The following is a 23168-nucleotide window of genomic DNA, read 5'->3' as shown; positions in this document are numbered from 1 at the left end:
CAGAGGGTCCTTCCTCAGTTCACGTCGATGGGAGTAGGATAAATCCCCCCCGGCCGTGCCGAGCTTGTCCCGTGATTCACCCGATTCGCCTGCGTCTGTCCACCGCGTACCTCGTTTGCAGCGAGCGCCCCGTGCTCGTCGATGCGGGGAGTCCCGGCGAAGCGAAGCGAATTCTTCGCGCCGTCAAGAAGCGCGGCGTCGAGCCGCGCGACGTCGCCCTGATCGTCGCCACTCACGGTCACGCCGATCATGTCGGCGCCGCGGCGGAACTCCAGCGGCTCACCGGGGCGCCCATCGCAGCCCACCGCGGCGATTTGCCGATGATCCGCGCCGGCCGAATGAGCAACCTCGTCCCCGTGCGACCGCGCCATCGAATCCTCCTGCCGCTGGTCGATCGACGATTCGAGTCCTTCGAGATCGACGTCCCGCTCAGCGAGGGGGCGTCGCTGGGCGAGTGGGGACTGCCGGCGCAGGTGCTGGAGACCCCGGGCCACTCGCCCGGTTCGATCACGCTGGTGACGGCCGACGGCGACGCATTCGCCGGCGACGTCCTCATCGGCGGTTTTCTCGGCGGGCTCATTCAGCCCTCGCGACCGCGGCTTCCCTACTTCGCCGAGGACCTGCCGCAACTTTACGATTCCATCGACCGCGTGCTGGCCGCGACGAACGGGCGGCTCTTTGTGGGACACGGCGGCCCGCTCGATCACCCGGCCGTAACGCGGTGGCGCGAGACGCTCCCGCTCACTGCCGCGATCGGCGCGCCGGCGACGTAGGACAGCGCTCGTCCGCTGCGCACAAAAAAAGGCAGGCTCGGTCGTCGACGTCGACGTACCGAACCTGCCGTCCCCCCTGGGATGTGCGATAAAGCTCGCGGTCTGCGCGCATGCGCTTCCGACGTTGGTGGCCGAGCAATCGGCGCCGCGTGAGAAGCATCCCCCTTTGCACGCGCGGCAGAGAGTGCGACGCCCCGCGGTTCCCCCCCGACGGCGGCCGTCGCTCCTTGCGAGCACAAGAGATATCGACCGCGGACGCATCGCTCCTTTGGCAATCTTTGTCGGTTCCTCCGACGAAGCCCAGGGGAGGGTCCCGAAGTGAAGTTCTTGCTGGAACCAGTCGGCTGCAGACTCGGGACTGGCAACCGAGCTTCGGCTCCGGCGCCACGAAGGACTTCTCATTGACCGCAGTTGGGCGCCGAGCAAGGCGTCGCCGGCCGTGAGTCTGCGGCGATCTCCGGTTGCCTGCGTCGTTCCCCCCGAGGGGCGAGACCCACAAGGTCCTTGGCGCACTTGGCGGTTCGAAAGGGGCCTTCGCAGTCCCCCTTGCCCCCAGCCCCTTCGCCAGCACCGCTGGCGCCGGCGTCGGCGTCGGCAGATTTCGCCAAGTTTGACTCAGCCGAGTTTGCCGGTTGCGCCGATTCTGAGGGAACAGCGACAGACCCGCCGCGGCGGTGCGCGCTCGGTTCGTCTGCTTGCTGTCAACAAAATAAGACGCCGAAACGGGGTCGTGAGAAAGGAAGCTCGTCGTGAGTCGCATTACTTCCGTATCCGAATGGCTGTTGCGACAAGGGGTCGTCTGGGGCGGGCTCTTCTGCCTGGCCTTCTACGCCTTTGTGGTGCGCCCTGCCGACGACGCCAGCACGATCGGCCGTTACTTCGACGGCGACGGCTGGGAGGTCAAGTACGCCACGGCCACGCTGTTTTTCGTCGGGCTAGCCGGCCTGACGATCCGTATGCTGGGGCTGCTGGTGCAGTTCGGGGCCCTCGAGCGGACCGGGCTGTCCGCCCCCCCGGCCGACGGGCAGACTCCCGCTGACGCCGACCGGCTCCTCGCCGAAGTCGACGCGGCGCACGAGAGCCTGCAGGACGGCTACTTCCTGCGCCGGCTGCGGCACGCGTTGCTGTACGTCAAAGACAAGGGCTCGGCCGACGCGCTCGACGACCAACTGCGCCGACTCGAAGACGTCGACCTCGACCGCATGAATCAAAGCTACGCGACGGTTCGCGTGATCGCGTCGACGATCCCCATCTTGGGCTTCCTCGGCACGGTCATCGGCATCACGCTCGCCATCGGGCAGCTCTCGGGCAAGGACATGGAGCTCAGTCTGCCCAACGTCATCGCGGGGCTGAGCGTGGCGTTCGACACCACGGCGCAGGCCCTGGCGTTGTCGATCGTGCTGCTGTTCACCAAATTCGCCGTCGAGCGGGTCGACGGACGGCTGCTGAGCCTCGTCGACGAGCGAGTCAATCGCGAGCTGTTGGGTCGCTTCCAGCAGCTCGGGTCCAGCAACGACCCCCACTTGGCCAGCGTTCGGCGGATGAACGAGCAACTGCTCGCCACGATCGAAACGGCCGCCGCCCGGCAAACGGCGCTGATGGGCGACGCCTTCGCCCGCGTCGCCAGCGCGTGGGAACACACGGCGGCGTCGGCGGCCAACGCGCTGCGCGAGTCGCTGGCCGACAGTCTCGCGGCGGGGCTCGACGCTCATGCTCACGCCCTCAACGAGGGAGTCGCCGCTCACACCCGCGACATGAAGGACATGCTCGTCCGGCACGCGGAGATCCTCAGCGAGAACGTCGAGCAACACGCCGGCGCGTTCGTCGCGGCGATCGAAACGCAAGGCGAGACCCTGGCCGGGGCGATGAACCGTCACGCCGATTTGTTGGTCGCCACGGAGCGGGATCTCGGCGAGCAAAACCGGCGCCATCTGGCCGAGGTCGAAGCCGCTCTCGGCGAAGCGATGGTCGTCGCCGCGTCGCGCCAGGAGAAGCTCATTCAGCAAAGCGAAGAACTGCTCCGCGAGATGCAGGTCGCGCTCGTCGAGGCCGCCGGAACGACGGTCGCGCAACAGGAGCAGCTCATCAAGCAAAGCGACGTGCTGCTGCGCGTCGTCGAGTCGACCGGCGCCGTTCGCAAGTTGGAAGAGGCGCTCGTGAGCAACCTGACGCGGCTGGCCACGGTGCACGACTTCGAGAAGCTCGTCAATCACCTGTCGACCTCGCTGCAGTTGCTCAATCTCCGGATCGGCCGGCCGCTGGCGATTGCGCGCGACGATCACTCGGCTGAGACCCCCTCTGAGACCAACTCGAAAAGCCAAGCCGCATGACGAGTCGCCGGGCGATTAAATCCGCCGACGCGATCGCGCTGTTCCCGTTTCTGGCAGTCCTGTTATGCACGATGGGCGGCCTCTTGGTGCTGCTCGTGGTGCTTTCCGAGGCGGCCAAACGGCGAGTCGAGCGCATCGAACCGGCGTCGATCGCCGAAGCGCCGGCCGACGCCGAGCGCCGGGCCGCGATCGTCGCCGCGCTGCGCGAGCTGGAAGCCGAGCAGGCCAAGCTCGGCGAGCTGCGCCGCCAGGCGGCGGACAAGCTGCGCGAAGAGCAGGCTCGGCTCGCCCATAGCGAGGACGCCCAGCGGCGGCTCGAGCACGACCTAGCCAAGCTCCATATCGCCGCCGAACAGCTCAAGGCGGCCGAGAACAACCAAACGGTCGATCGGCTGCAAGCCGCGGCCGAACTCCGGCGGCTCGACCAACTGGTCCGCGACACGCAGCAGCGCCTCGACGAGTCGCGCAATCAGGACACGGCGCCCAAGTCCTACGCGATCGTCCCCTACCAGGGCGCCAGCGGCACGTATCGCAAGCCGATCTTCGTTGAGTGCGTCGCGGACGGGGTCGTCATTCAACCGGAAGGGATCAAGCTCTCAGCCGACGATTTTCTGATGGCCAGTCGCGCAGGCAATCCGCTTGCCTCGGCGATCCGCGCGGCGCGGGAGAAGCTCAACAGCGAAGCCCGTCAAGCGGGGACCGAGCCCCCCAACGCCTATCCGCTGTTGATCGTCCGGCCCGAAGGGGACCAGGCGTACTTCGCCGCGGTGAAGGCGATCCGGGCGTGGGACGGCGATTTCGGCTACGAGTTCGTCGAGTCCGACGCCAAGCTCCGCTACGCCGCGCCCGACCCGGTGCTCGCCGACGTCATGTCGCACGCGGTCATGCAATCGCGCGAGCGGATGCAGGCGCTGGCCGAAGCGGCGCCAAGCCGATTCGCCGTGCGGATGGCCGGCGGAGGCCGCGGGACCGGAGCCGGGGGAGGCGGCTCGGGACTCGGCGGAGGCGAAGGCAACGGCGAGGGATCCGCCGCGGGACCCGGCGACTTCGCAGCGTCGGGAGGATCGACCGCCTATCGCTCCGAAACGTTCAACCGCGAGCAACAACTCTCGATGCAACTCGCCGGCGGCGGGGGAGCGCCCAGCGGCGGCGGTCTCGGCAGCAGCGCCGGCTACAGCGGCGAAGGGGGCGCGGACTTCAGCGGCGCCGGGAGCGGAGCCGCGGGAGGTCAGGGAATGCTCGCTGGGAGCGCAACGGGAGGCGGCGGCTCGGCTGGAGCCGGATCAACGTCGGCGACGACCAGCAGTTCTGGCAGCGGCGCAGCCGGAACAGGAGCTGGAGCCGGAGCCGGAGCCGGAGCCGGAGCCGGGGGAGGCGCCGGCGGACAATCGGGCCCCAGCCTCGCCGGTTCGGCAAGCGGTTCTGCCGGTGCGACGTCGTCCGGTCAGACGGGCGCCGCGGGAGCGACGGCCATGAACTCGTCGAGTTCGTCGGCGGCCGCGGCCGGTGCGCCCGGCGCGGACGCCGGCGACCCCACGCAACAGGTCGCCGGCGGCGCCGCTTCGAGCAGCAGCGCCGCCATGTCGGCCGATCCGGACGCCGTCTCGGGGATCGTCTCGATCCCGAACTCCACGGCGAAGAGCGCCCCCTCCGAACACAGCTTGGCGAAGACCCGCGGCGTCGACTGGGCGCTCAATCTCGCCAGCCGCAACGCGGCGCCGATCAGTCGACCGATTCAAGCGATCGTCCGCGCCGACTCGATCTCGGTGCAATCGAGTCGAATCGCCGACCCGGGCGCGCAACCGACCGGCTCGGAAGTGCGACTCGATCAGCCGACCGACAAGGCCGTCGACGAACTGGTCGACGCCTTGCGCAGCCAGGTGAAGACCTGGGGGCTCGCGGGGCAGAACTTGTATTGGAAACCGGTGCTCGTGGTGACCGTCGAACCGGGCGCCGAGCCGAACGCGACCAAGCTGGCGCGGCTGATGGAAGGGAGCGGCATCGACGTGCGGCTCCCCGAGACCGCCGCGCGCACCGGCACGCAGGAGCCTAGCCATGCGACGCGGTGAGTCGGACGAGGGGATGCCGGGCGAGGACTCGTTCCTCGACGTCATCGCCAACATGGTGGGAATCGTGATCATCCTGGTGATGGTCGCGGGGGTGCGCGCAGGGCGGCTCTCGGAAGCGAAATCGCACTCGCATAGCGCCGCTCCGGAGGCGGGCAAGCCGCTGGCCGAACTCGACGCCGCGCTGCTCGCCGCCCGGCGAAACATGGTCGCCGAGCAGAAGGAGGTCGAGTCGGCGGCCAATCGGATGCTCGGCGCCTATCAGGAATGCAAGCTCATCGAAACGCGCCGCATCGAACTCGAGATGGTTCGCGCCGCGGTCGAGCAGGACATCGCTGCGCGCCGGGCGAAACTCGATGCCGATCGCCAGGAGGAGTTCGACGTGCAGCGCAAGCTCGTCGAGGCGCAGATCCGACTCAACGAACTGTCGCAGGAGCAGTTGCGCCAGTTGGGCGCGGCCCCCGAGGTCGAGACGCTCGAAGCGACCCCGACCCCGATCGCCGAGACCGCCGGCGACGACGTCATTCACGTGCGGCTCTGCCACGGTCTGGCGGCCGTCGTGCCGGTCGACGCCCTGGTCGAGGAAATGCACCGCACCAACGGCGTGAGCTACCTGCGGCAACAGCTTAGCGCCCGCGATTCGGCCTCGGACGTGTACGGCCCGATCGACGGGTTCCGGATGCGGTTCCGGGTCGAGCGGTACGCCGAGGTGCTCGCCGGCCCCAATCCCAACATGACCGTCGCGCGCGCCAAACACGTGCAACGAGGGGTGTTTCTGCCCGAGCACGACGACATCGGCGTGCCGGTCGAGCAGGCGCTCATGCCGGGGGGGGTGCTCGAGCGGGCGATCCGCAACCGGCCCTCCAATCGCACGGCGATCCTGGCGTGGGTCTACCCGGACAGCTACGACGAACTGCGGCTGTTGAAGCGGGCCTTGTGGGAACAAGGAGCCCCGCTGGCCGTGTGGCCGCTGCGGACCGGGCAGCCGATCGAGTTCTCGTCGGAAGGCTCGAAGGCCGCGGCGCAGTAGCGAACGCTGGGCCTCAGGCCGCGCGGCTCAGCTCGTGCAGCGTCACTCGAGCAAGGCGGCGACGGTGTTCCTCGACCGCTGCGGCCAGCAGGGCGCCCAATCGGGCGCTCAGTTCCTGGGAGAGCTCGGGGAGGTCGAGCGGCTCGGCCTTCAGCGGCCCTTGGGTCGCCTCGACGATCTCGAGGAGCGAGATCTCGTGCGCCGGCCGGGCGAGGCGGTATCCCCCCACCACTCCGCGAGTCGACACGAGCAGACCCGCGTTGACCATCATCCGCAGGACCTGCAGCAAGAACCGTTCCGGCATCTTCGCCGCCTCGGCCATTTGCCGGCAGGGGACGGGGGGCGCGGAAGGATCGTCCGACAACTGAACCGCGGCCATCACCGCGTACATGGCTGCTCGAGAGAGTTTCATACGCGTCGCGACAGAACAGATCCCGACGGCAGGCGGATGCGACCGTTCGCATCTGTCACGCTTGCCGCACTCGACAGCAACTCACGTCGGGTCTACCGGGATTCTGAGCGAGAAGTAAACACAACAACCATAAAACTCCTCTCAGATGCGGCGATTTGCGGCATCCCGCAAGCTGCAGCGCGACTGGGGCCTTTCCGACGCCCCGGGCGGCCGCTGCCGGCGCTCAGCTCTCGACCGCCGGGCGCTGGGGCCGGAACGACGCGAGGAGGAGCGCCCCCGCGCCGCAAACCAGCAGCGCATCGGCCACGTTGAAGTTGGGCCACACGAGCCGCTCGGCCGGGTCGTCGCTCCAGCGGCCGGCGAGGAGGAAGAAGTCGCGTACGGCGTAGACGCGCTCGCCGGCGCGGGAAGGGTCGAATCCTCCCCACTCGAGCCCCGGCAGACCGAGCCGGTCGTAAAGGTTGCCGAGCACGCCGCCCAGCACGAGGCCCAGGATGGCGGCAATTCGCCAATCACCCTCGGCGCCGCCGCGGAGGAGCCACCAGGGAATCGCCACGCAGGCCGCCAGACCGAAGGCTGCGAACAGGGCGACCTTTCCCTGTCCCATGCCGAACAGGGCGCCTTCGTTCAGGCTGAGCTGGATCCCCGCGTACCCGGTCCAGGCCCAGCGGACCTCGTGAGCCAGCAGGTCGGGCTGCGCGAAGGCCCACTGTTTGGTGAGCAGATCGACCGCGCAGCCGGCGACGGCGATGACCGCAAACAGCGCCACATGACGCCGACGAGTCGAGAGGCTGCGATCCATCGCGATCACCATGCAGAATGAGGGCCGCGCCCTGCCGGCGGCAGGGTCAGCTCCCGCCCCCGTCCCGATCGCGGGCCTCGGCGCACTTGATGCAAACGGGCGTGAAGGGGAGGGCGTTGAGCCGCAGCTTGGGGATCACCCCCTCGCAATCGACGCACTTGCCGTAGACTCCGTCTTCGATCCGTTGGAGAGCCAGTTCGATGTTTCCGAGCTGATCCTCTTCGGTGGCCAGCAGGCTGAGCGTGAACTCTTGCTCGTAGTTGTCGCTGCCAAGCTCGGCCATGTGGATGGGCATGCTGGAGGAGTCGGGGCCCTCGGCGCCCGATTTCCGCAGGGCGGCATCGGCCATCGAGCTCACGTCGCCGCGGAGTCGCGAGCGCAAATCGAGGAGCCGATCCCGATAAACCTTCATGTCCGCATTCTTCATCGTGTGCTTCTCCTGAGGAGCCCGATGCGACTGCATGGGCGCGACGAGCAAGTTGAGACCCCTTATTGTAAACCCGTCCTTAACGACCGTCAAACCGCTGGCCGCGCTCGCCACGCGGCGCAAGTTGTTTGATTGCCTGCGGTTGCGAGTTGCGAAGGAAAGTTGAACGCCGCCCCCTGCCAGCCTACGCGGTCCGGTCCGCGGCTCGGATCGGCTCGTCCCCCAGCCGCTCGACGGCGACCGGACGGGCTCTCGACGAGGGGGCGGGGCGTCGCGCCGGGACGCCCCCGTTGAGACCCTGGGGGCTTCGTCGTGCGACGCCCCCGTCGCACGAACGAGGGAGCCCAAGTCGGCGTCTGTGCCCCGAGCGCGTCCGCGTTGTCGCGGGTCGTCGCGGGCAGTAAACTACTCTTGTAAGTCCTTGCATGGCATGCGGTTATTGGCGACTTGCCGGTGCGCCGCGAGATCTCGGAGTCCCGACCGTGGCGACCCTCGGCAACGTGAAGACCGATCTGGCGTTCCAGCAGTGCCTCAACCCCGATTGCGGGGCCACGTACGACGTGGGCGAGGTCCGGACCGCGTGCGCCGACTGCGGGGGACTGCTCGACGTGTCGTACGACTGGGACCGGCTCGGGCCCCCCGATTCGCTTCGCTGGTTCGAGAAAAAATGGGCTCGCCGCAACGAGCCCCTGTGTCGCAGCGGCGTGTGGCGGTTCCACGAACTGCTGTCGTTCGCCCCGCCCGAGAAGATCGTCACGATCGGCGAGGGGCAAACTCCCCTGGTCCCCACCGACGGCGTGGGGAAGTACGTCGGCATGGACGCGGGGCGGCTGTTCCTGCAGTACGAGGGGATGAACCCCTCGGGCAGCTTCAAAGACAACGGCATGACCGCCGCGTTCAGCCACGCCCACATGATCGGGGCGAAGCGGGCTGCGTGCGCCTCGACCGGCAACACCAGCGCCTCGCTCGCCCTGTATTGCTGCTCCAGCAAGCTCATGCAGGCGGTCATCTTCATCGGCTCGGGGAAGATCAGCTACGGCAAGCTGTCGCAGGCGCTCGACTACGGCGCCCTGACCGTCCAGATCGAAGGAGACTTCGACGACGCGATGCAGCGCGTCAAAGAGGTGAGCCAGCAACTGGGCATCTACCTGGTCAACAGCGTCAATCCCTTCCGGCTGGAAGGGCAGAAGACGATCATGTTCCGCGTGCTTGAAAGCCTCGACTGGGAGGTTCCCGACTGGATCGTCGTCCCGGGGGGGAACCTCGGCAACTCGAGCGCGTTCGGCAAGGCGTTTCACGAGCTGCACGAGTTGGGGCTCATCGATCGCATCCCCCGGCTGGCGGTCGTCAACGCCGCGGGAGCGAGCACGCTCGACGAGTTGGTCAATCGCCGCGGCGTGCGCTGGAACGACGGCCGGCCCGACATGGACGCGGTCGGCGCCTACTACGCCGAGCTCGACGCGGCGAAGGCCAAGGCGGACACGATCGCCAGCGCGATCGAGATCAATCGCCCGGTGAATCTCACGAAGTGCCTGCGGGCGCTGTCCTGTTGCGACGGGGTGGTCCGCGAGGCGAGCGACCAGGACATCCTGGACGCCAAGGCCCAAGTCGGCGCCAACGGGTTCGGCTGCGAACCCGCCTCGGCCGCGAGCGTCGCCGGGGCGAAACTGCTCCGCGAGCAAGGGGTGATCGCCCCCAGCGACCGAGTCGTCTGCATTCTCACGGGCCACCAGCTCAAAGACCCCACCGCGACGGTCGCCTATCACACGACCGACCAGGACGAATTCAACCGCGTCCTGGGCAAACGCGGGGTGAGCCGCGCGGCGTTCGCGAACCGTGCGGTGAAGACCCCCAACGACTTGGCGGCGATCGTGCAGGCGATTCAACTGAACAGTTAAGCAAGCGAGCGGACCATGCAGCGAAGCGCCACGGTGTTTCTCCAGTTCGTCGTCGTGCTGGTCGGCGTGGGCGCCCTGGCGTTTCTGCTCGGGGAACCGCACTTCGAGGGACGAAACGCCCACGCGACGCCCTTCGAGGTGTACTTCCACGATCCCTTCCTGGCGTATGCGTACGTCGCGTCCGTGGCGTTTTTCTGGGCGCTCTATCAGGCCTTCAAGGTGCTGAGCTACGCTGGGCGGCAGGAGATGTTCACCCCCGCGGCCGCACAGGCGTTGCGGACGATCCGCCATTGTGCGTACGCGCTTGTCGGCTTTGTGGCGCTCGGCGAGGCGTTCCTGCTGCGCTACAGCGACGATCCCCCTGCGGCGATCATGATGGGGGTCCTCTTCGCATTCGGCGCCCTGGTGATCGCCGCCGCCGCTGCGACGCTTGAACGAATCGTCCACGAGGCGGCGGGGCTCAATCCCAAGCGCGACTTGCCGGCGTAGCTTGGGCCGGCCAGATTGCGAGCAAGAGGGAACGCAGCCAAGACTGTTCGGCGCGGAGCTTGCGTGCATCGTTCCGGGGCGGATCAGACTCAGGCGAGAGGCGTAGAGAGGCGGTTCGGTTGTCGGCAGGCCGCGCTGCTTGCTGGGCTCCCGGGGGATGCTTTGCCGCGCGCTCACTAGCAACGTGGTTCGGCTCTCGCGATTTGGATCGAAGAAATCAACTGCGTTCCTTTCTCCTTCGACTCTCAGGAACTTGGAGAAAGTCGCGGCCCTGACGTTGTGAGAATGGCTTGCGTCGAGCAGGCGAGATTGTGATAGAATGAAAGCGCCGGCTGCCACGAAACCCGCGAGAAGCGACCCGATGGACACTCAAGCCCAGCACATTCTTGCCGAGGCGCTTAAACTGCCGGCGGACGCGCGAGAGGATTTGGCCGTTCGTCTGATGGGGAGCGTTGAGCCGACCCAAGCCGAGGCTAAAACGGTCCGGCAGGCGTGGATCGAAGAGGTTGACCGAAGGGTCGCCAGCCTCGAAAGCGGGGAAACGACGGCAATCCCCATTGAAGACGCCTGGCCCGGTATCACCGGCAAGCCCTGGCAATCGAAGTCACCGGACAATGGCTAAGCGGCTCGCATTTCTGCCGGAGGTCCCTGGCGAGATTCAAGAGGCCAGCGACTGGTACGCCGAGCGGAACCCCGAGGTCGCCGACCAGTTCCTGGCCGCCCTGGAGCGCGTGCTGGGCTTGATTGAGGAACATCCTCGGCAAGGCGCCTACCACGATGACAGCCGGTTGTACCGCTGCCGTCGCCTGACCCGATTCCCCTTTGTCGTCGTCTACCGAGAAGACGTTGATCGCACGCTGATCGTCGCCGTCTACCATGCCAGCCGACACCCAGATCACTGGAAGAAGCGGGGGCAATGATCCGTTCGGCTGGTCGCAGGTCCAACGCCTTGCTGACCCGCAGGCGGGTGTCAAGCTGTTGCTGGGTGAGCTTCCTTCGCGGGCGACTCGGGCAGCGAGACAGCGGGCGGTCCAGCATCAGCAACATTCAGGTTGCTGAGACTTGCAGCGGAGACACGACCTCAGCGGCTTTGAGTGCGTTCTGGGGCGATTGGCTCTGGGCAGCTAACGTTCGAGCTGAATCGCCCGGAGCGGCCGGAAGCTTTGTCCGGCAGACCGACAATAACTGCCCCCAGTCCGCCGGGCAAAGCAGTCGGCCTTGGAGGGTCGCCTCTCGAGCGAGGGGTTAGACGGCAGTCGCAGCCAGGAACGTACGTGCGGCAGACAGCATCTGGTTCGGTGAGCGGCGGTCCTGCGCATAGAAGAGCTCTTGTGACAGCTCAGAAACGAGCTGAATGAGGGCGTCCAAGCTCTTCAGGTCGCAATACACAAGGCCTTGTAGCAGCGCAGGGATCTTCGTTGTTGCGCTCTCCAGCACAAGAGGCGCCAGGGAGGTTTCGAGAGCCCATGCGGCACCTATCTCGAAAGCGACGAACTCACTGCTCAACGTGTTCGGGGTGATCAAGGGCAGAAAGTAGTCGCAGTTCTCGATCTCGTCACGCAGTCGGTTGGCGATCAGTGAACCAATCGCGAGGCCAGTTGGCGAGTGCGACGTGCAGCGAATGTCATCCGGTTCAAGGCCAACGCCTGCGATCAGGAAGTTGACCAACGCCTCCGCGATATTCTTGTCTCTGTGCGAGTGGCTGATGAAGACTGCAATCTCCGAGTCGGCGTTCCGCGGCATGTATGGAGGACTCCTGGATGTGCGACGACGGCGCCTTCTGCCGCCTAACGCCAAAGCTCAGTTGCCCGCCCTCAAGCGAGCAGGATCGATCATCAGTATACCGCCGTGGAGGAGAAACGCCAAAGCGACCGTAGGGTCGGCGCAGGGCCGCCGAGTGAACGGCAACGCGTTGCTAGGCGATTACTTGGAAACCAAGAATATGAGACCCAGCACAATAGCAATAGGAGCCCAAAACTGCATGGGAATAAAGAACAACGTGTTGCCGCCTCCGATTTGGAGTACGACTTGCTCTCCTGTGTTGGGATCAACTAAAGTCCGCTCAGGCGCCTTTCGGTTCAGCCAACGACCAAGTGGCCATAGTATTGCGGCAACAACGCAAAAACCGATAAACTTCACCCAGGGATTGTTTTGATAGAACGCATCGTCGCCGGCGATAAACTCAGAGATGGCTTCTGTCAGCGCCAGAACCGCTAACCCGATGATTGGCACAAGAAATCCCCAGCGCTCCGAGACAAACATGCACACACCGCCGAACTTGTTTATAGAATGCTTAACGTAACGCCTGGAGGCTACAAGGTCGTCAGCCTAACGCGCAGGCGGCCGAGCCTCGCAAGTCGCAGTGTAGACGCGGGTTGCGTCTCTATCAATCTTCTCGCTGCGTGATGCAGTGCCGATCCGTTGTTCAAACGGACGTGCGGCATGGCCTCGACGGGCCGTCGTCGTGGGCATGTCTTCCCGATACTGCGCCATGCCCACGCGGACGAGGGCATGCCACACTGGGGGAAACGGAGCGAGGGAGCGGTTGAACCGGTTCGAGGCGTTGGCGGCAGTCACCGGCGGCTAGCGCCGGCCGCTCAGGAGTGGCGAATGAATGGCGGAACGTGCGGCTTGTGACTCGTTTCGTCGGCCCCGCTTGTCCAGCAGCCTGCTTAAGAGACTTTGGGGCGAGAGACTCGTGACCATGAGGCCTTCCGTGATTGTCGGCCTTCGCCTTGGCCCAGCGATGGTTTTGAGGAGACACGAACTGCCAAACCCATTCGCGGTTGGCAGGGGGAGACTTGCGAGCCAGACGCAGGATGGGCCGCCAGTCGTTAGATCCGAACAGTCGTCAGAGTTGCGTCCCCGGGGGGGGAATGATTTGCCACGCGATCAATCGCGCCGTGGTTCGGCTTCCGCGCTGTGGACCAAAGAAATGTGCGTTCCCTTTCTTCTTCCAAGGGCGGCTGCGAACAGCAGAACGGGCCCCGCCAGCCAGGCACTGGAAAGCTCTGGCACCACCGCGATCTGCCCGCTGAACACGGGCCACACGTAGAAGGGAAAGTCCTTGTTGAGAAAATACTGGTCTCCCTGGCCGACGTGGAAGCCGTAGGGCTGAACAATGTCGGTGTTGTCGAACAAGGTAAACGACCAGTACTGCGCATGGACTTCGTCGGTGAAGTAGTTCAGGGGATCCGCCATTCCGGTGAACGTGGAGTTCAACTCGTCGTAGTAGAGCTGCCCGAAGTCGCCGGATTTGACGTAGCCGCTCGGGAACGGGTTGGGGTAGACCGTGTTGATCGCGTCCGGCAGGCGCCACCCGTTGATGCCGCCGTACGAGACGGCGTTCAAGTACTCGACGAATGCGAAGGCGCCGTAGAACGTCGCTCTGCCGTCGGCGCCCCATGCCCCCGAGTAATCGCCTAAGACAAGCGTGTGCACCTCGGGGCCCGAGAACGAATAGGACAGCGTGACCGTGGGCACTTTGTCGGCGATGGCGTCGAAGACGGCTTGGGCGCCGCTGGCGTTGATCCAACTGCCGAGCAGGTTGCCGTGCTGCAACCAAGTGACGTCGCTGACGCTGCTGTAAACCAGATCAATGCCGCCGGCGTTGTACGGAGTCAACGTGGCGCGAGCATTGAGGCTGGCGATGCCGGCGCATAACGCACAGACGATGAAGGTCAACGTTCTCATGACACGCCTTATCCACTCTTGTTTTCGGATCGAACACAAACGCTTCAAGGGGACGGCGCCCTGGAAGTGCGCCGTGCATGCCCAAATTATCACGGCAAAATGCAGGACGCAAATAGATTTTTATTGCGATGGGTCGAGACGGTTCGGTTCGGTTCGGCTGCGGCATGCCCCGTACTGCTCGCTGCGTTCCCGGGAGGAATGATTTGCCACGCGCTCCATCGCGCCGTGGCTCGGCTTTCGATGGTTGGACCGAAGAACTGAGCTGGGTCCCTTTCTACTTCTCGGTTAGTGAGAACTCCGCTTTGTCGCTGCTGGCGGTTCAATGAAGGGACTCTTCAGTTCACCTGTCTACGCGCCGGCCAGCGTTGAAGCGCCGATCATTCCTAGCGCTTTGACACAAGCCGGATTTCGGGGTGGCGACGGCGCAACATCTCACTCCGTCAACAGGTTGCGTCGTCGCCACCCCGAATATACCAGCTGACAAAGCGCTAGGTTACAATAGGTCCGCTTGGCTCGTCACCGCCTCTGTTTCTCAAGGAATGTCTCATGCAGCCGATACGCTTCGCGGCACTCTTCTTGTTGGCTTTCATGGCCAGCGCGGCGACTCATGCGATTGAGATTGACACTGTGTCCGTCGGCAATCCTGGCAATCCGGCGGATACCCGTTACCTCGACGCCGAACACCCGGCCGGGGTCGGCTCGGTCGGCTATTCGTTTCGCATTGGCAAAACGGAAATCACCAATGCCCAGTATGCGGCCTTTCTGAATGCGGTGGCCGCGTCGGACCCGTACGGGCTCTATCACGAGATCTACATGCAGCAAACCTGGGGAGGAGTGGTGCGCAGCGGAGATGACGGCAATTACGCTTACGCCGTCAAAGATCCTGCGTTGAGTGGTGCGTATCCGTACGACAACAAGCCGGTGATGTTTGTGAGTTGGGGCGATGCGGCGCGGTTTGTGAACTGGCTGCATAACGGACAACCGACCGGCGCGGCAGATGCCACAACGACCGAAGATGGCGCCTATCCGCTCCACGGTGCAACAACCGCAGCAGAATTGATGGCCGTCGCCCGCAACCCCGGCGCGAAGTGGTGGATTCCAACCGAAGACGAATGGTACAAAGCCGCTTATCACAAGAACGACGGCGTGACCGGCAACTATTGGAATTTTCCCACTGCGTCTGACAGCGAGCCCGACAACAACTTGCCGACGGCGGACACGGGCAACTCGATCAATGCCCGGTCTTGGAGCGGCAACTACACGACCGGGGACTACAATTATTCCTTGACCGACGCAGGCGCCTATACGCAGTCGGCAAGTTCCTACGGCACGTTCGATCAAGGGGGCAGCGTGTGGGAATTCAACGAACGGGCGTTCTCGGGTTTGTATCGCGGTTTTCGCGGCGGTTCGTGGTCCAACTCTACGATTGATCCCCAGGCTGCGGGTTGGGGCCGCGATGATCCGACGTTTAAGTTCGTGAACAACGGTTTCCGCGTCGCGACGATTCCCGAGCCAAGCACTCTTTACGGCGTCGCATTGGCCGCGATCGGACTGCTCTGGATGGGAAGACGGGGGACGCTGCACGCCTGATCGGCATGGGATTTGCGCACTTGCTCGTCCGACGGCTGATCGTGCATCTTATGGGGCACGGTCGCCAGCATGTACCAATTGCCGAACAGGCGCGGGATGTCCCCTGTGTTGCCCGACGTGATTCCTTTCTTCTTGGCCGGCGAGTCGCGGCTGAGCGATTCGCAGTTGCCGGTTCTCGACAAGTATTCCGGAGTCGAGATTGCGCGCGTGGCGGCGGCCGACGCGGCGGCGATCGACGCGGGGATTGCGGCGGCCGTTGAAGCGGCCGGGCCGATGCGGCGGATGGCGGCTTACGAGCGGCAGGCCGTGCTCGAGCATTGCGTGCGGCGGTTTGGCGAGCGGCGCGAGGAGCTGGCGCAACTGGTGTGCGCCGAGGCGGGCAAACCGATTCGCGACAGTCGCGGCGAGGTCGAGCGGCTGATCCTCACGTTCAAGGAAGCCGCGGCCGAGGCGGTGCGGATCGGGGGCGAGGTGCTCGATCTGGACGTTGCGCCGCGGGCTCGCGGGTATCGGGGGATGTGGAAGCGCGTGCCGATCGGGCCGTGCTCGTTCATCGCGCCGTTCAACTTTCCGCTGAACTTGGCGGCGCACAAGATCGCGCCGGCGATCGCGGCGGGGTGTCCGTTTGTGCTGAAGCCGGCGAGCCGGACGCCGCTGTCGGCGTTGGCGATTGGCGAAGCGCTGGCCGAGACGGATCTGCCGCGGGGGGCGTTTTCGATTTTGCCCTGCCATCGCGACGGGGCCGAGTCGTTTACGACCGACGAGCGGTTGAAGCTGCTGAGTTTCACCGGCTCGCCCGCGGTCGGGTGGGATCTCAAGGCGCGCGCCGGGCGGAAGAAGGTCGTGCTCGAGCTCGGCGGCAACGCGGCGTGCATCGTCGACGAGGACGCGGACCTGGACGACGCGGTCGAGCGGCTGGTGATCGGCGCGTTCTGCCAGTCGGGGCAAAGCTGCATCGGCGTGCAGCGGATCTTGATTCATGAGGCGATCTACGACGAGTTGCGCGACAAGCTGGTCGCCGCGACCGAGCGGCTGGTTGCGGGGGACCCGCGCGACGAGGGGACCTTCATCGGGCCGTTGATCGACGCCAGCGAGGCGGAGCGGCTCGAACGGTGGATCGCGTCGGCGGTCGCGGCCGGAGGGAAGCTGCTGTGCGGGGGGCGGCGCGAGGGCGCCGTGCTGACCGCGACGCTGTTGGAGGACGTGCCGCCGAGCGAACCGGTGTGCGCCGAGGAGGCGTTCGGTCCGGTCGCCGTGCTGAGTCGGTTCCGTGATTTTCGCGACGCGTTGGCCGAGGCGAACGCGAGCCGGTTCGGGTTGCAAGCGGGCGTGTTCACCCGCGACATCCACAAGGCGCATCTCGCGTGGGACGAGCTCGAGGTCGGGGGCGTGGTGATCGGCGACGTGCCCAGTTGGCGAGTCGACCACATGCCCTACGGCGGGGTGAAGCACAGCGGGCTGGGCCGAGAGGGGATCCGCTGGGCGATCGAGGACATGACCGAGCTGCGGATGTTGGTCGTGCGAGATCGCGGGTAGGAGCCGTCGACGGGGCGAGGGCCGAGGCGGGAGGGGCGAGCACGGCGTTCTTCTGGGGGCTTCGCTGCGCTGCGACCCCAGCCACCCGCTCTCATTGCACCAGAAGAGCGCAACCCGCAACCTGGGCGAGGGGAACCTTTTCTTGCGGGATTCGGGGGTCCCAAATAGACTAAACCACTGCGGAACGGGGCTTGAGGGATCGCTTTTCCATGGACAATTTCCACGCGTTGCGAGCCGCGGGAGGGCGGATGGCGGGGTTTGCGCGCTCTCCGGGAGGCGGCGGGACTCGGCGCGTTCTGCGCTTCGAGCCGCTGGAGAGCCGCGTTCTGCTGGCCGCCGATCTTGGCTCGGCCTGGGCGACCGCGGCGCCGGTCGTCGAAGAGGCGCCGGTCGATCCCTGGTACGAAACGGCCTCGAGGAGTCTTGCCGGCGAGGTCGACGAAACCGATCCCGCGCCGCAGCCCTCGGATCTCGAGCTCGTGTACGCGGGCGCCGCGCCGCTGGAGGACACGTTCTTCCTGCACAGTCTGCCGGGGGCGACGAAGGTCATCTATCTCGACTTCGACGGCCATACCACCAGCGGGACGCAGTGGAACACCTCCTACAACGGCGGAGCGGCGTTCACGACCCCGGCCTACAGCTTCGAGGGAGACAGCACGTTCTCAGCGAACGAGTTGACGCGAATTCAAGCCATTTGGGCCCGAGTCGCCGAGGACTTTCTGCCGTTCAACGTGAACGTGACGACGCAAGACCCGGGAGTCAACGCGCTGCGCAAGACGTCGGGCAACGACTCGCAGTACGGCATTCGGGTGGTCATCGGCGGCAGTTGGTCGGATTGGTACGGCTCGAGCGCCGGCGGGGTCGCATACGTCAATTCCTTCACCAGCAGCACCGACACGCCCGCGTTCATCTTTTCGCAGAACCTGTCGAACGGCAGCGAGAAGTCGGTCGCCGAGGCGATCGCGCACGAGGTCGGCCACTCGTTGGGACTGAATCACGACGGCACGACGACCGGCACTGAGTACTACGGCGGCCACGGGTCGGGGGCCACCGGTTGGGCGCCGATCATGGGGGTGGGCTACAACCGGCAACTCACGCAGTGGAGCAAGGGCCAGTACCCTGACGCTAACAACACTCAGGACGATCTCGCCCACATGACGCGTTCGGCCACCGGGGTGACGTACCGAACGGACGACCACGGCGGGACGATCGCGTCGGCGACCAACGTGACGATCGCCGACGCCAGCGTCTCCGCCGAGGGGATCGTCGAGCGCAACACCGACGTCGACTTCTTTCGCTTTACGACCGCCGACGGGGCGGTGAACCTGAACGTCTCTCCCGCGGCGATCGGGCCCAATCTCGACATTCTTGCGAAGCTGTACGACTCGGTCGGCACGGTGATCGCCGCGAGCAACCCCGAGACGAGTCTCTCGGCGTCGTTCTCGCTGACGTTGACCGCGGGGACATATTACCTGTCGGTCGAGGGGACCGGCAAAGCGGCGTCGGGGACCGATTACGGCTACTCCGACTACGGGAGCCTCGGGTACTACAAGATCGCCGGCACGATCGCCTTGGCGCCCGTGCTGGGCAGCCTCCAGGGAGTCGTCTGGAGCGACGACGACCGAGACGGCGTCCGCGGCCCGGGCGAAGCGGGGCTCGCCGGCTGGACCGTCTACATCGACGGCAACGACAACGGAACGCTCGACGTCGAGACGACCGAGGTCGCTTACGCCGAGGGAGCCCTGGCGCTGGTCGACGGCGGCACGACCGTCTCGACGGTCGACGTCGCGGGGGTCGCGGGGACGATCTACGATCTCGACGTCACGCTCGACGTGACTCATGGAAACGTCTCGGACCTGTACGTCTGGCTCGAGAGCCCGGCGGGGACCACGGTCGATCTGCTCCAGTTGTTCAGCGGCTGGGGACCCGATCTCGATTCGACCCACTTCGACGACGAAGCGCCGCAAACGATTCAAGAAGGCGAGGCCCCCTACTCGGCGACGTTCAAGCCGGCCGCGCCGTTGTCGGCCTTCGACGGCCAAAGCGCCGACGGCGTGTGGACGCTGCGCGTGTTCGACGCCGTCGGGGGAGGGAGCGGGACCTTGGAGGGCTGGTCGCTGTCGATCCATGCCTCCGCCGAAGCGATTCGGCAAACGGACGCCGCGGGCGAGTACGTCTTCGCGTCGCTCGTCCCTGGGACGTACGTCGTTCGGCAAGTCGTCGAGGAAGGGTGGGAACAAACCGCGCCGGCCGGCGTCGGCGTCGGTCGGATCGTGACGGTCGGCTCCGGAGAGGCGGTCGTCGCGCAGGACTTCGGCAACGCGGTGGCGCTGATCGTCGCTCCGTCGGCCGATTTCAATCTCGATCACTACGTCGATGGCGGCGATTTCTTGGCCTGGCAGCGCGGGTTCGGCGCGACGGCGGCTGCCCATGCCGACGGGGACGCGAACTTCGACGGCGTCGTCGACGCGAGCGACCTGGAGATTTGGTTCGAACAATACGGCGAGACGGAACCGCCGGTGAACGGCGCACCCGCATCGGCGCCCGCAGGAGCGATTGCGGACGAGGGGACGGGCGCCGGTGACTCGTTCGACGACGCGCTTGTCGACGAGCTGCCGGTCGACGACGACATGGCTCTGGAGTACGCCGTGGCCGACTGGACGTCCGGGGCGCCGCAGACGGCGTTGACGGCGCTCTTCGCCGGCGAGCCCGAGCATGCCGCGGCGGACGACGACGCAATGTCGGGGCGGTTCGCCCATTCGTCGGCCGAGGCGAGTTTCTCGTTCGCGCGAGGCTGCGACGAGAGGATCGCGCCCCGCGGGGGACAGCACGCCGGGGAGTCTTGGCAGCGACTTGCCCGACAGACGGCCGATCACGACCATGTCTGGGAAGCCGAGGACGCCGCCGGGGAAGCGGGGTTCGGCCCGCGGCTGAGAAGCGGCCTGCCGACGCTCGCGGCAGCGCGAATTGCCCAGCGTCATGGGGGATGAGGCGGGCCGTTGGTCGGGCCTGTATGCCGGGCAGCACGCCCGGTCAGGCCCGCGTTCAGGGCGGCTGACGGCAAGCTGGGGTGCTAGGACTTGAACCTAGAATAACAGAGTCAGAATCTGTCGTGTTGCCAATTACACTACACCCCAGTGCGGCGCCGGCGCAGGTTCGGCGGCGGCGGTTGGCAGTGGTCAAAGTTAGGTCCGAGGGGGCCGGGAGTCAAGGGCGGCGGTTGTTGACGGCTGCGCGCAAACGCCCGTAGAATCGCGGCTTACGCCGCCGGCCGCTGCGCCGGCGCAGCGGTCGCCGCCCACTTGGCTCTCCCCGCGTTTCGCATGGCCACGCTCAAGATCGTTCAAGGCCCCGAGGTCGGCAAATCGTTCACGCTGCCGCCGACCGGGACGGCCGTCGTCGGCCGCAGTCCCGAGTGCGACGTCGTGCTCGACGTGGCCGCGGTCAGCCGCAAGCACGCCTCGATCGAGGTCGGCCCGCAGCAGATCTGGCTGCAGGACCACGGCAGCCGCAACGGGACCTACGTCAACGGCCAGCGGGTCGTCGACCGGGTCGAGTTGCGCGACGGCGACCACGTCCTGATTTGCGACGTGCTGTTCGAGTTTCGCATCATCGAGGGCCCGACGCTGCTGGGGGGCGGGGGGCCGCAAACCTCGTCGTTGCTGACGCCGCTGGCCGAGTTGGACGACGACGAAGGCCCCGGGGCCGACATCGTGGCGACGCTCGACGTGTCGCGGGGCGTGTCGAACGCGTGGCAATCGGCGCGGCCGGAGACGCAGCTCGCGGCGATTATCGAGATCTCGCACAACCTGGGGCAAACGCTCGACGAACGCGAGATCCTGCCCAAGATTCTCGACAGCCTGTTCAAGATCTTCGTCCAGGCGGACCGCGGGTTCGTCATCAAACGGCCGGCTCCCGAGGCGCGGCTGGCGGCGGTCGCGGCCAAGGCGCGCCGCGGCGGGGACGACCAGGAGATGCGGTTCAGTCGCACGATCGTCCAAACGGCGATGAACGAGAAGAAGGCGATCCTGTCGGCCGACGCCGCGAGCGATGCGCGGTTCAACATGGCGCAGAGCATCGCGGACTTTCAAATCCGGTCGCTGATCTGTGCGCCGCTTATCGACAACAACGGCGATGCGCTGGGAGTGATCCAGATCGACACGAGCGATCAGCGCAGCCGGTTCACCGAGCAAGACCTGCGCGTGCTGGCCGCCGTGGCGAGCCAGGCGGCAATCGCCATGGACAACGCCCGGATGCACGAAAGCATCATGCGGCAAAAGGCCCTGGAGCGCGATCTGGAACTGGCTCGCGAGATGCAGCGGACGCTGTTGCCTTCCAAGGCGCCGAACGTGCCGGGGTACCACTTCTTCCAGCACTACGAATCGGCGTATCAGGTCGGCGGCGACTACTACGACTACATCGCCCTGCCGGGCGAGCGGTTCGCGGCGGTCGTGGGGGACGTGGCGGGCAAAGGGGTCTCGGCCGCGATCATCATGGCCAAGCTGTCGAGCGACGTGCGGTTCTGGCTGGCGCGGGAGGACGACCCGGCGCTCGCCATGAAGCAAATCAACGCCGCGTTCGCCGCCTACGGCTGGGACGACCGGTTCGTCACGATGATCGTCGCGGTCATCGACCCCAAGAACAACGAGTTGACGCTGGTGAACGCGGGGCACATGCCGCCGCTGTTGCGACACGCCAGCGGCGCGGTCGAGGAGATCGGCGGGGACGAAGCCGGACTGCCCATCGGCGTGGTCGACGATTTCGACTTCGAGCCGTATCGCCGCCCGCTCGCCCCGGGCGATTTCCTGACGCTGTTCACCGACGGCTTCAGCGAGGCGATGAACCGCGATCGCGAACTGTTCGGCCTGGAACGGCTCGCCGAACTGGCGGGCAACAACGAGGTGCCGAGCGACTCGCTCGGGCCGTATATCTTGGAAGAGGTCCGCAAGTTCGCCGGCACCTTCCCGCAAAGCGACGACATGTGTCTGGTGTGCTTCGGGCGGGAGTGAGCGGGAGTTGCGAAGCCGGTTTCTCCGCAACCGGCAGAGGCGACTTTTGGGAGAAAGTCGCCCACCTAGGGACAACTACGAGTTCTTCCGCAGCAGCCAGTCGCCGAGTTTGGGGCTGAGCGCAGCGAGGGCGAACAGCAGGCGGGCCTTCGCCGGGACGACGAGTTCCGCTTGACGGCGTTCGCACGCCGCGAGGATGCACACGGCAAGCCAGGCCGGGTCGATCGCTTTGAGCTTCGCCCCGCCGCCCGGTTTGGTCGCCGACTGCGGCAGGCCGGCCGTTTTGTCGGCGTAGCGCGGCGACGCGTCGTCGCGGGCGATCGGTCCCGGGCAGACGAGCAGCGTGTGGAGCCCCCGGGGCCCGAGTTCCAGCCGCAACTGCTGGGCGACCGCGGCCAGCGCGTGTTTGCTCGCCGGGTAGCCGCCGAGGTAGGGGAGCGCGGTCTTGCTGGCCAAGGAGCCGACGAGGACGAGGCTGCCGCGGCGGTCGACGAGCGTCGGGGCGAACGCGCGGACCAAACGGACGGCGCTCAGGCAGTTCACGTCGAACAGTTGCTGCATGTCTTCGGGGGTCGTGTCGGCCAAGCTGCCGCGGGTCGAGCGGCCGGCGCAGTGGACCACGAGGTCGAGTCCTCCGAACTCGCTGGCGACGGTCGCGGCGAGTCGGTCGACGTCCTCCTGCCATGTGACGTCGGCGGGGCAGGGGACGGCGTGGGCGCCGGCGGCGCGGATCTCGGCGACCGCGGCTTCGAGCGGTTCGACCTTGCGCGCGCACAACGCGAGGCGCGCCCCCTGTCGCGCGAGTTCCGCGGCGACGTGGCGCCCCAAGCCGGCCGAGGCGCCGGTGACGAGGCACGCTTTGCCGGCCCAAGAATTGCGTGCCATCGGTGCGAACCTTGAGAACCTTGCGGACGTCGGCGGGACGCGATCGGTGAATCGGGCGGGAATCGTCGAGCCGGCGGCCCGCGCCCCGCTGCAATGCACGACCCTCGCCGCCGTCAGAACCGGCACGCCGGTGACCAAACTTCGGGCGCCCGGAGGGGGTCGCGGGGTTTCGCCGGATGCGAAATCCCGCCGGAAAAGTATCGTTCAGGAGCCCGGCAGCCACAACCT

At 66.3% G+C, this 23168-nt stretch carries 19 protein-coding genes and 1 tRNA gene; 12 read left to right on the top strand and 8 right to left on the bottom strand.

The window, feature by feature from the left end:
- Positions 1-71: 71 nt before the first annotated feature.
- The 4 genes from KF688_01940 (at position 72) to KF688_01925 (ending at position 6199) form a co-directional block, all read left to right on the top strand.
- Positions 72-773 carry an MBL fold metallo-hydrolase gene (locus KF688_01940; protein MBX3424416.1) on the top strand — a complete coding sequence of 234 codons (702 nt, stop codon included), beginning with the start codon at positions 72-74 and terminating at the stop codon, positions 771-773.
- A 749-nt stretch (positions 774-1522) separates the two neighbouring features.
- Positions 1523-3103, top strand: coding sequence for a MotA/TolQ/ExbB proton channel family protein (locus KF688_01935; GenBank protein ID MBX3424415.1), 1581 nt, complete (start codon positions 1523-1525; stop codon positions 3101-3103).
- Entirely contained in the window at positions 3100-5172 is a 2073-nt protein-coding gene (locus KF688_01930) for a hypothetical protein (protein ID MBX3424414.1), read from the top strand. The genes KF688_01935 and KF688_01930 overlap by 4 nt, the downstream gene beginning before the upstream one ends.
- The gene (locus tag KF688_01925; protein ID MBX3424413.1) at positions 5159-6199 is read left to right on the top strand and encodes a hypothetical protein; all 1041 of its coding nucleotides are present in this window, start codon (positions 5159-5161) and stop codon (positions 6197-6199) included. The genes KF688_01930 and KF688_01925 overlap by 14 nt, the downstream gene beginning before the upstream one ends.
- A 13-nt stretch (positions 6200-6212) precedes the next feature.
- On the opposite strand, the gene KF688_01920 is transcribed toward KF688_01925, so the two are convergent.
- The 3 genes from KF688_01920 to KF688_01910 form a co-directional block, all read right to left on the bottom strand.
- Positions 6213-6611 (bottom strand): Rrf2 family transcriptional regulator, encoded by a 399-nt coding sequence (locus KF688_01920; GenBank protein ID MBX3424412.1) that lies wholly within the window; start codon positions 6609-6611, stop codon positions 6213-6215.
- Positions 6612-6834: 223 nt separating this feature from the next.
- A complete protein-coding gene (locus KF688_01915; GenBank protein MBX3424411.1) occupies positions 6835-7413 on the bottom strand; it encodes a signal peptidase II in 579 nt (192 codons plus the stop codon).
- A gap of 46 nt (positions 7414-7459) precedes the next feature.
- Complete coding sequence (locus KF688_01910) at positions 7460-7840, bottom strand: TraR/DksA family transcriptional regulator (GenBank protein MBX3424410.1); 381 nt, start codon at positions 7838-7840, stop codon at positions 7460-7462.
- Between the two features lie 425 nt (positions 7841-8265).
- On the opposite strand from KF688_01910, the gene thrC reads away from it, so the two are divergent.
- From thrC to KF688_01890, 4 genes are all read left to right on the top strand, one after another.
- Positions 8266-9738: a threonine synthase gene (gene thrC, locus KF688_01905; GenBank protein MBX3424409.1), complete on the top strand. Its 1473-nt coding sequence runs from the start codon at positions 8266-8268 to the stop codon at positions 9736-9738.
- Between the two features lie 15 nt (positions 9739-9753).
- Entirely contained in the window at positions 9754-10227 is a 474-nt protein-coding gene (locus KF688_01900) for a DUF2975 domain-containing protein (GenBank protein MBX3424408.1), read from the top strand.
- Between the two features lie 361 nt (positions 10228-10588).
- Entirely contained in the window at positions 10589-10849 is a 261-nt protein-coding gene (locus KF688_01895; GenBank protein ID MBX3424407.1) for an addiction module protein, read from the top strand.
- A complete protein-coding gene (locus KF688_01890) occupies positions 10842-11147 on the top strand; it encodes a type II toxin-antitoxin system RelE/ParE family toxin (GenBank protein ID MBX3424406.1) in 306 nt (101 codons plus the stop codon). Before KF688_01895 ends, KF688_01890 begins: the two co-directional genes overlap by 8 nt.
- Positions 11148-11472: 325 nt before the next feature.
- On the opposite strand, the gene KF688_01885 is transcribed toward KF688_01890, so the two are convergent.
- The 3 genes from KF688_01885 to KF688_01875 all read right to left on the bottom strand — a co-directional run bounded on the left by KF688_01885 (position 11473) and on the right by KF688_01875 (position 13920).
- Positions 11473-11970, bottom strand: coding sequence for a toll/interleukin-1 receptor domain-containing protein (locus tag KF688_01885; GenBank protein MBX3424405.1), 498 nt, complete (start codon positions 11968-11970; stop codon positions 11473-11475).
- A 180-nt stretch (positions 11971-12150) separates the two neighbouring features.
- The gene (locus KF688_01880) at positions 12151-12489 is read right to left on the bottom strand and encodes a hypothetical protein (GenBank protein ID MBX3424404.1); all 339 of its coding nucleotides are present in this window, start codon (positions 12487-12489) and stop codon (positions 12151-12153) included.
- 630 nt (positions 12490-13119) lie between these two features.
- A complete protein-coding gene (locus KF688_01875; GenBank protein MBX3424403.1) occupies positions 13120-13920 on the bottom strand; it encodes a DUF1566 domain-containing protein in 801 nt (266 codons plus the stop codon).
- 546 nt (positions 13921-14466) lie between these two features.
- On the opposite strand from KF688_01875, the gene KF688_01870 reads away from it, so the two are divergent.
- From KF688_01870 to KF688_01860, 3 genes are all read left to right on the top strand, one after another.
- Positions 14467-15510: an SUMF1/EgtB/PvdO family nonheme iron enzyme gene (locus tag KF688_01870; protein ID MBX3424402.1), complete on the top strand. Its 1044-nt coding sequence runs from the start codon at positions 14467-14469 to the stop codon at positions 15508-15510.
- Positions 15511-15606: 96 nt separating this feature from the next.
- Positions 15607-17046, top strand: coding sequence for an aldehyde dehydrogenase family protein (locus KF688_01865; protein ID MBX3424401.1), 1440 nt, complete (start codon positions 15607-15609; stop codon positions 17044-17046).
- A 209-nt stretch (positions 17047-17255) separates the two neighbouring features.
- A complete protein-coding gene (locus KF688_01860) occupies positions 17256-20036 on the top strand; it encodes a proprotein convertase P-domain-containing protein (protein MBX3424400.1) in 2781 nt (926 codons plus the stop codon).
- 75 nt (positions 20037-20111) lie between these two features.
- On the opposite strand, the gene KF688_01855 is transcribed toward KF688_01860, so the two are convergent.
- Positions 20112-20183: transfer RNA gene (locus tag KF688_01855), tRNA-Gln, on the bottom strand.
- Between the two features lie 186 nt (positions 20184-20369).
- Between KF688_01855 and KF688_01850 the strand changes: the two genes are divergently transcribed.
- Entirely contained in the window at positions 20370-22055 is a 1686-nt protein-coding gene (locus tag KF688_01850) for a SpoIIE family protein phosphatase (protein ID MBX3424399.1), read from the top strand.
- A gap of 75 nt (positions 22056-22130) precedes the next feature.
- On the opposite strand, the gene KF688_01845 is transcribed toward KF688_01850, so the two are convergent.
- The gene (locus tag KF688_01845) at positions 22131-22940 is read right to left on the bottom strand and encodes an SDR family NAD(P)-dependent oxidoreductase (protein MBX3424398.1); all 810 of its coding nucleotides are present in this window, start codon (positions 22938-22940) and stop codon (positions 22131-22133) included.
- Positions 22941-23168: the final 228 nt, after the last annotated feature.

This window comes from Pirellulales bacterium, from assembly GCA_019636345.1.
GTDB lineage: Bacteria > Planctomycetota > Planctomycetia > Pirellulales > Lacipirellulaceae.
Note: the sequence above shows the minus strand (reverse complement) of the source record. Positions and strands in the feature narration are given on the sequence as shown.

Bases quoted from the DNA above. Each gene is read 5' to 3' on its own strand.
- KF688_01915 (MBX3424411.1), bottom strand. From the start codon at position 7,413: ATGGATCGCAGCCTCTCGACTCGTCGGCGTCATGTGGCGCTGTTTGCG.
- KF688_01890 (MBX3424406.1), top strand. From the start codon at position 10,842: ATGGCTAAGCGGCTCGCATTTCTGCCGGAGGTCCCTGGCGAGATTCAA.
- KF688_01850 (MBX3424399.1), top strand. From the start codon at position 20,370: ATGGCCACGCTCAAGATCGTTCAAGGCCCCGAGGTCGGCAAATCGTTC.
- KF688_01885 (MBX3424405.1), bottom strand. From the start codon at position 11,970: ATGCCGCGGAACGCCGACTCGGAGATTGCAGTCTTCATCAGCCACTCG.
- KF688_01865 (MBX3424401.1), top strand. From the start codon at position 15,607: ATGTCCCCTGTGTTGCCCGACGTGATTCCTTTCTTCTTGGCCGGCGAG.
- KF688_01920 (MBX3424412.1), bottom strand. From the start codon at position 6,611: ATGAAACTCTCTCGAGCAGCCATGTACGCGGTGATGGCCGCGGTTCAG.
- KF688_01895 (MBX3424407.1), top strand. From the start codon at position 10,589: ATGGACACTCAAGCCCAGCACATTCTTGCCGAGGCGCTTAAACTGCCG.
- KF688_01910 (MBX3424410.1), bottom strand. From the start codon at position 7,840: ATGAAGAATGCGGACATGAAGGTTTATCGGGATCGGCTCCTCGATTTG.
- KF688_01875 (MBX3424403.1), bottom strand. From the start codon at position 13,920: ATGAGAACGTTGACCTTCATCGTCTGTGCGTTATGCGCCGGCATCGCC.
- KF688_01925 (MBX3424413.1), top strand. From the start codon at position 5,159: ATGCGACGCGGTGAGTCGGACGAGGGGATGCCGGGCGAGGACTCGTTC.
- KF688_01870 (MBX3424402.1), top strand. From the start codon at position 14,467: ATGCAGCCGATACGCTTCGCGGCACTCTTCTTGTTGGCTTTCATGGCC.
- KF688_01930 (MBX3424414.1), top strand. From the start codon at position 3,100: ATGACGAGTCGCCGGGCGATTAAATCCGCCGACGCGATCGCGCTGTTC.
- KF688_01845 (MBX3424398.1), bottom strand. From the start codon at position 22,940: ATGGCACGCAATTCTTGGGCCGGCAAAGCGTGCCTCGTCACCGGCGCC.
- KF688_01860 (MBX3424400.1), top strand. From the start codon at position 17,256: ATGGACAATTTCCACGCGTTGCGAGCCGCGGGAGGGCGGATGGCGGGG.
- thrC (MBX3424409.1), top strand. From the start codon at position 8,266: ATGGCATGCGGTTATTGGCGACTTGCCGGTGCGCCGCGAGATCTCGGA.
- KF688_01880 (MBX3424404.1), bottom strand. From the start codon at position 12,489: ATGTTTGTCTCGGAGCGCTGGGGATTTCTTGTGCCAATCATCGGGTTA.
- KF688_01900 (MBX3424408.1), top strand. From the start codon at position 9,754: ATGCAGCGAAGCGCCACGGTGTTTCTCCAGTTCGTCGTCGTGCTGGTC.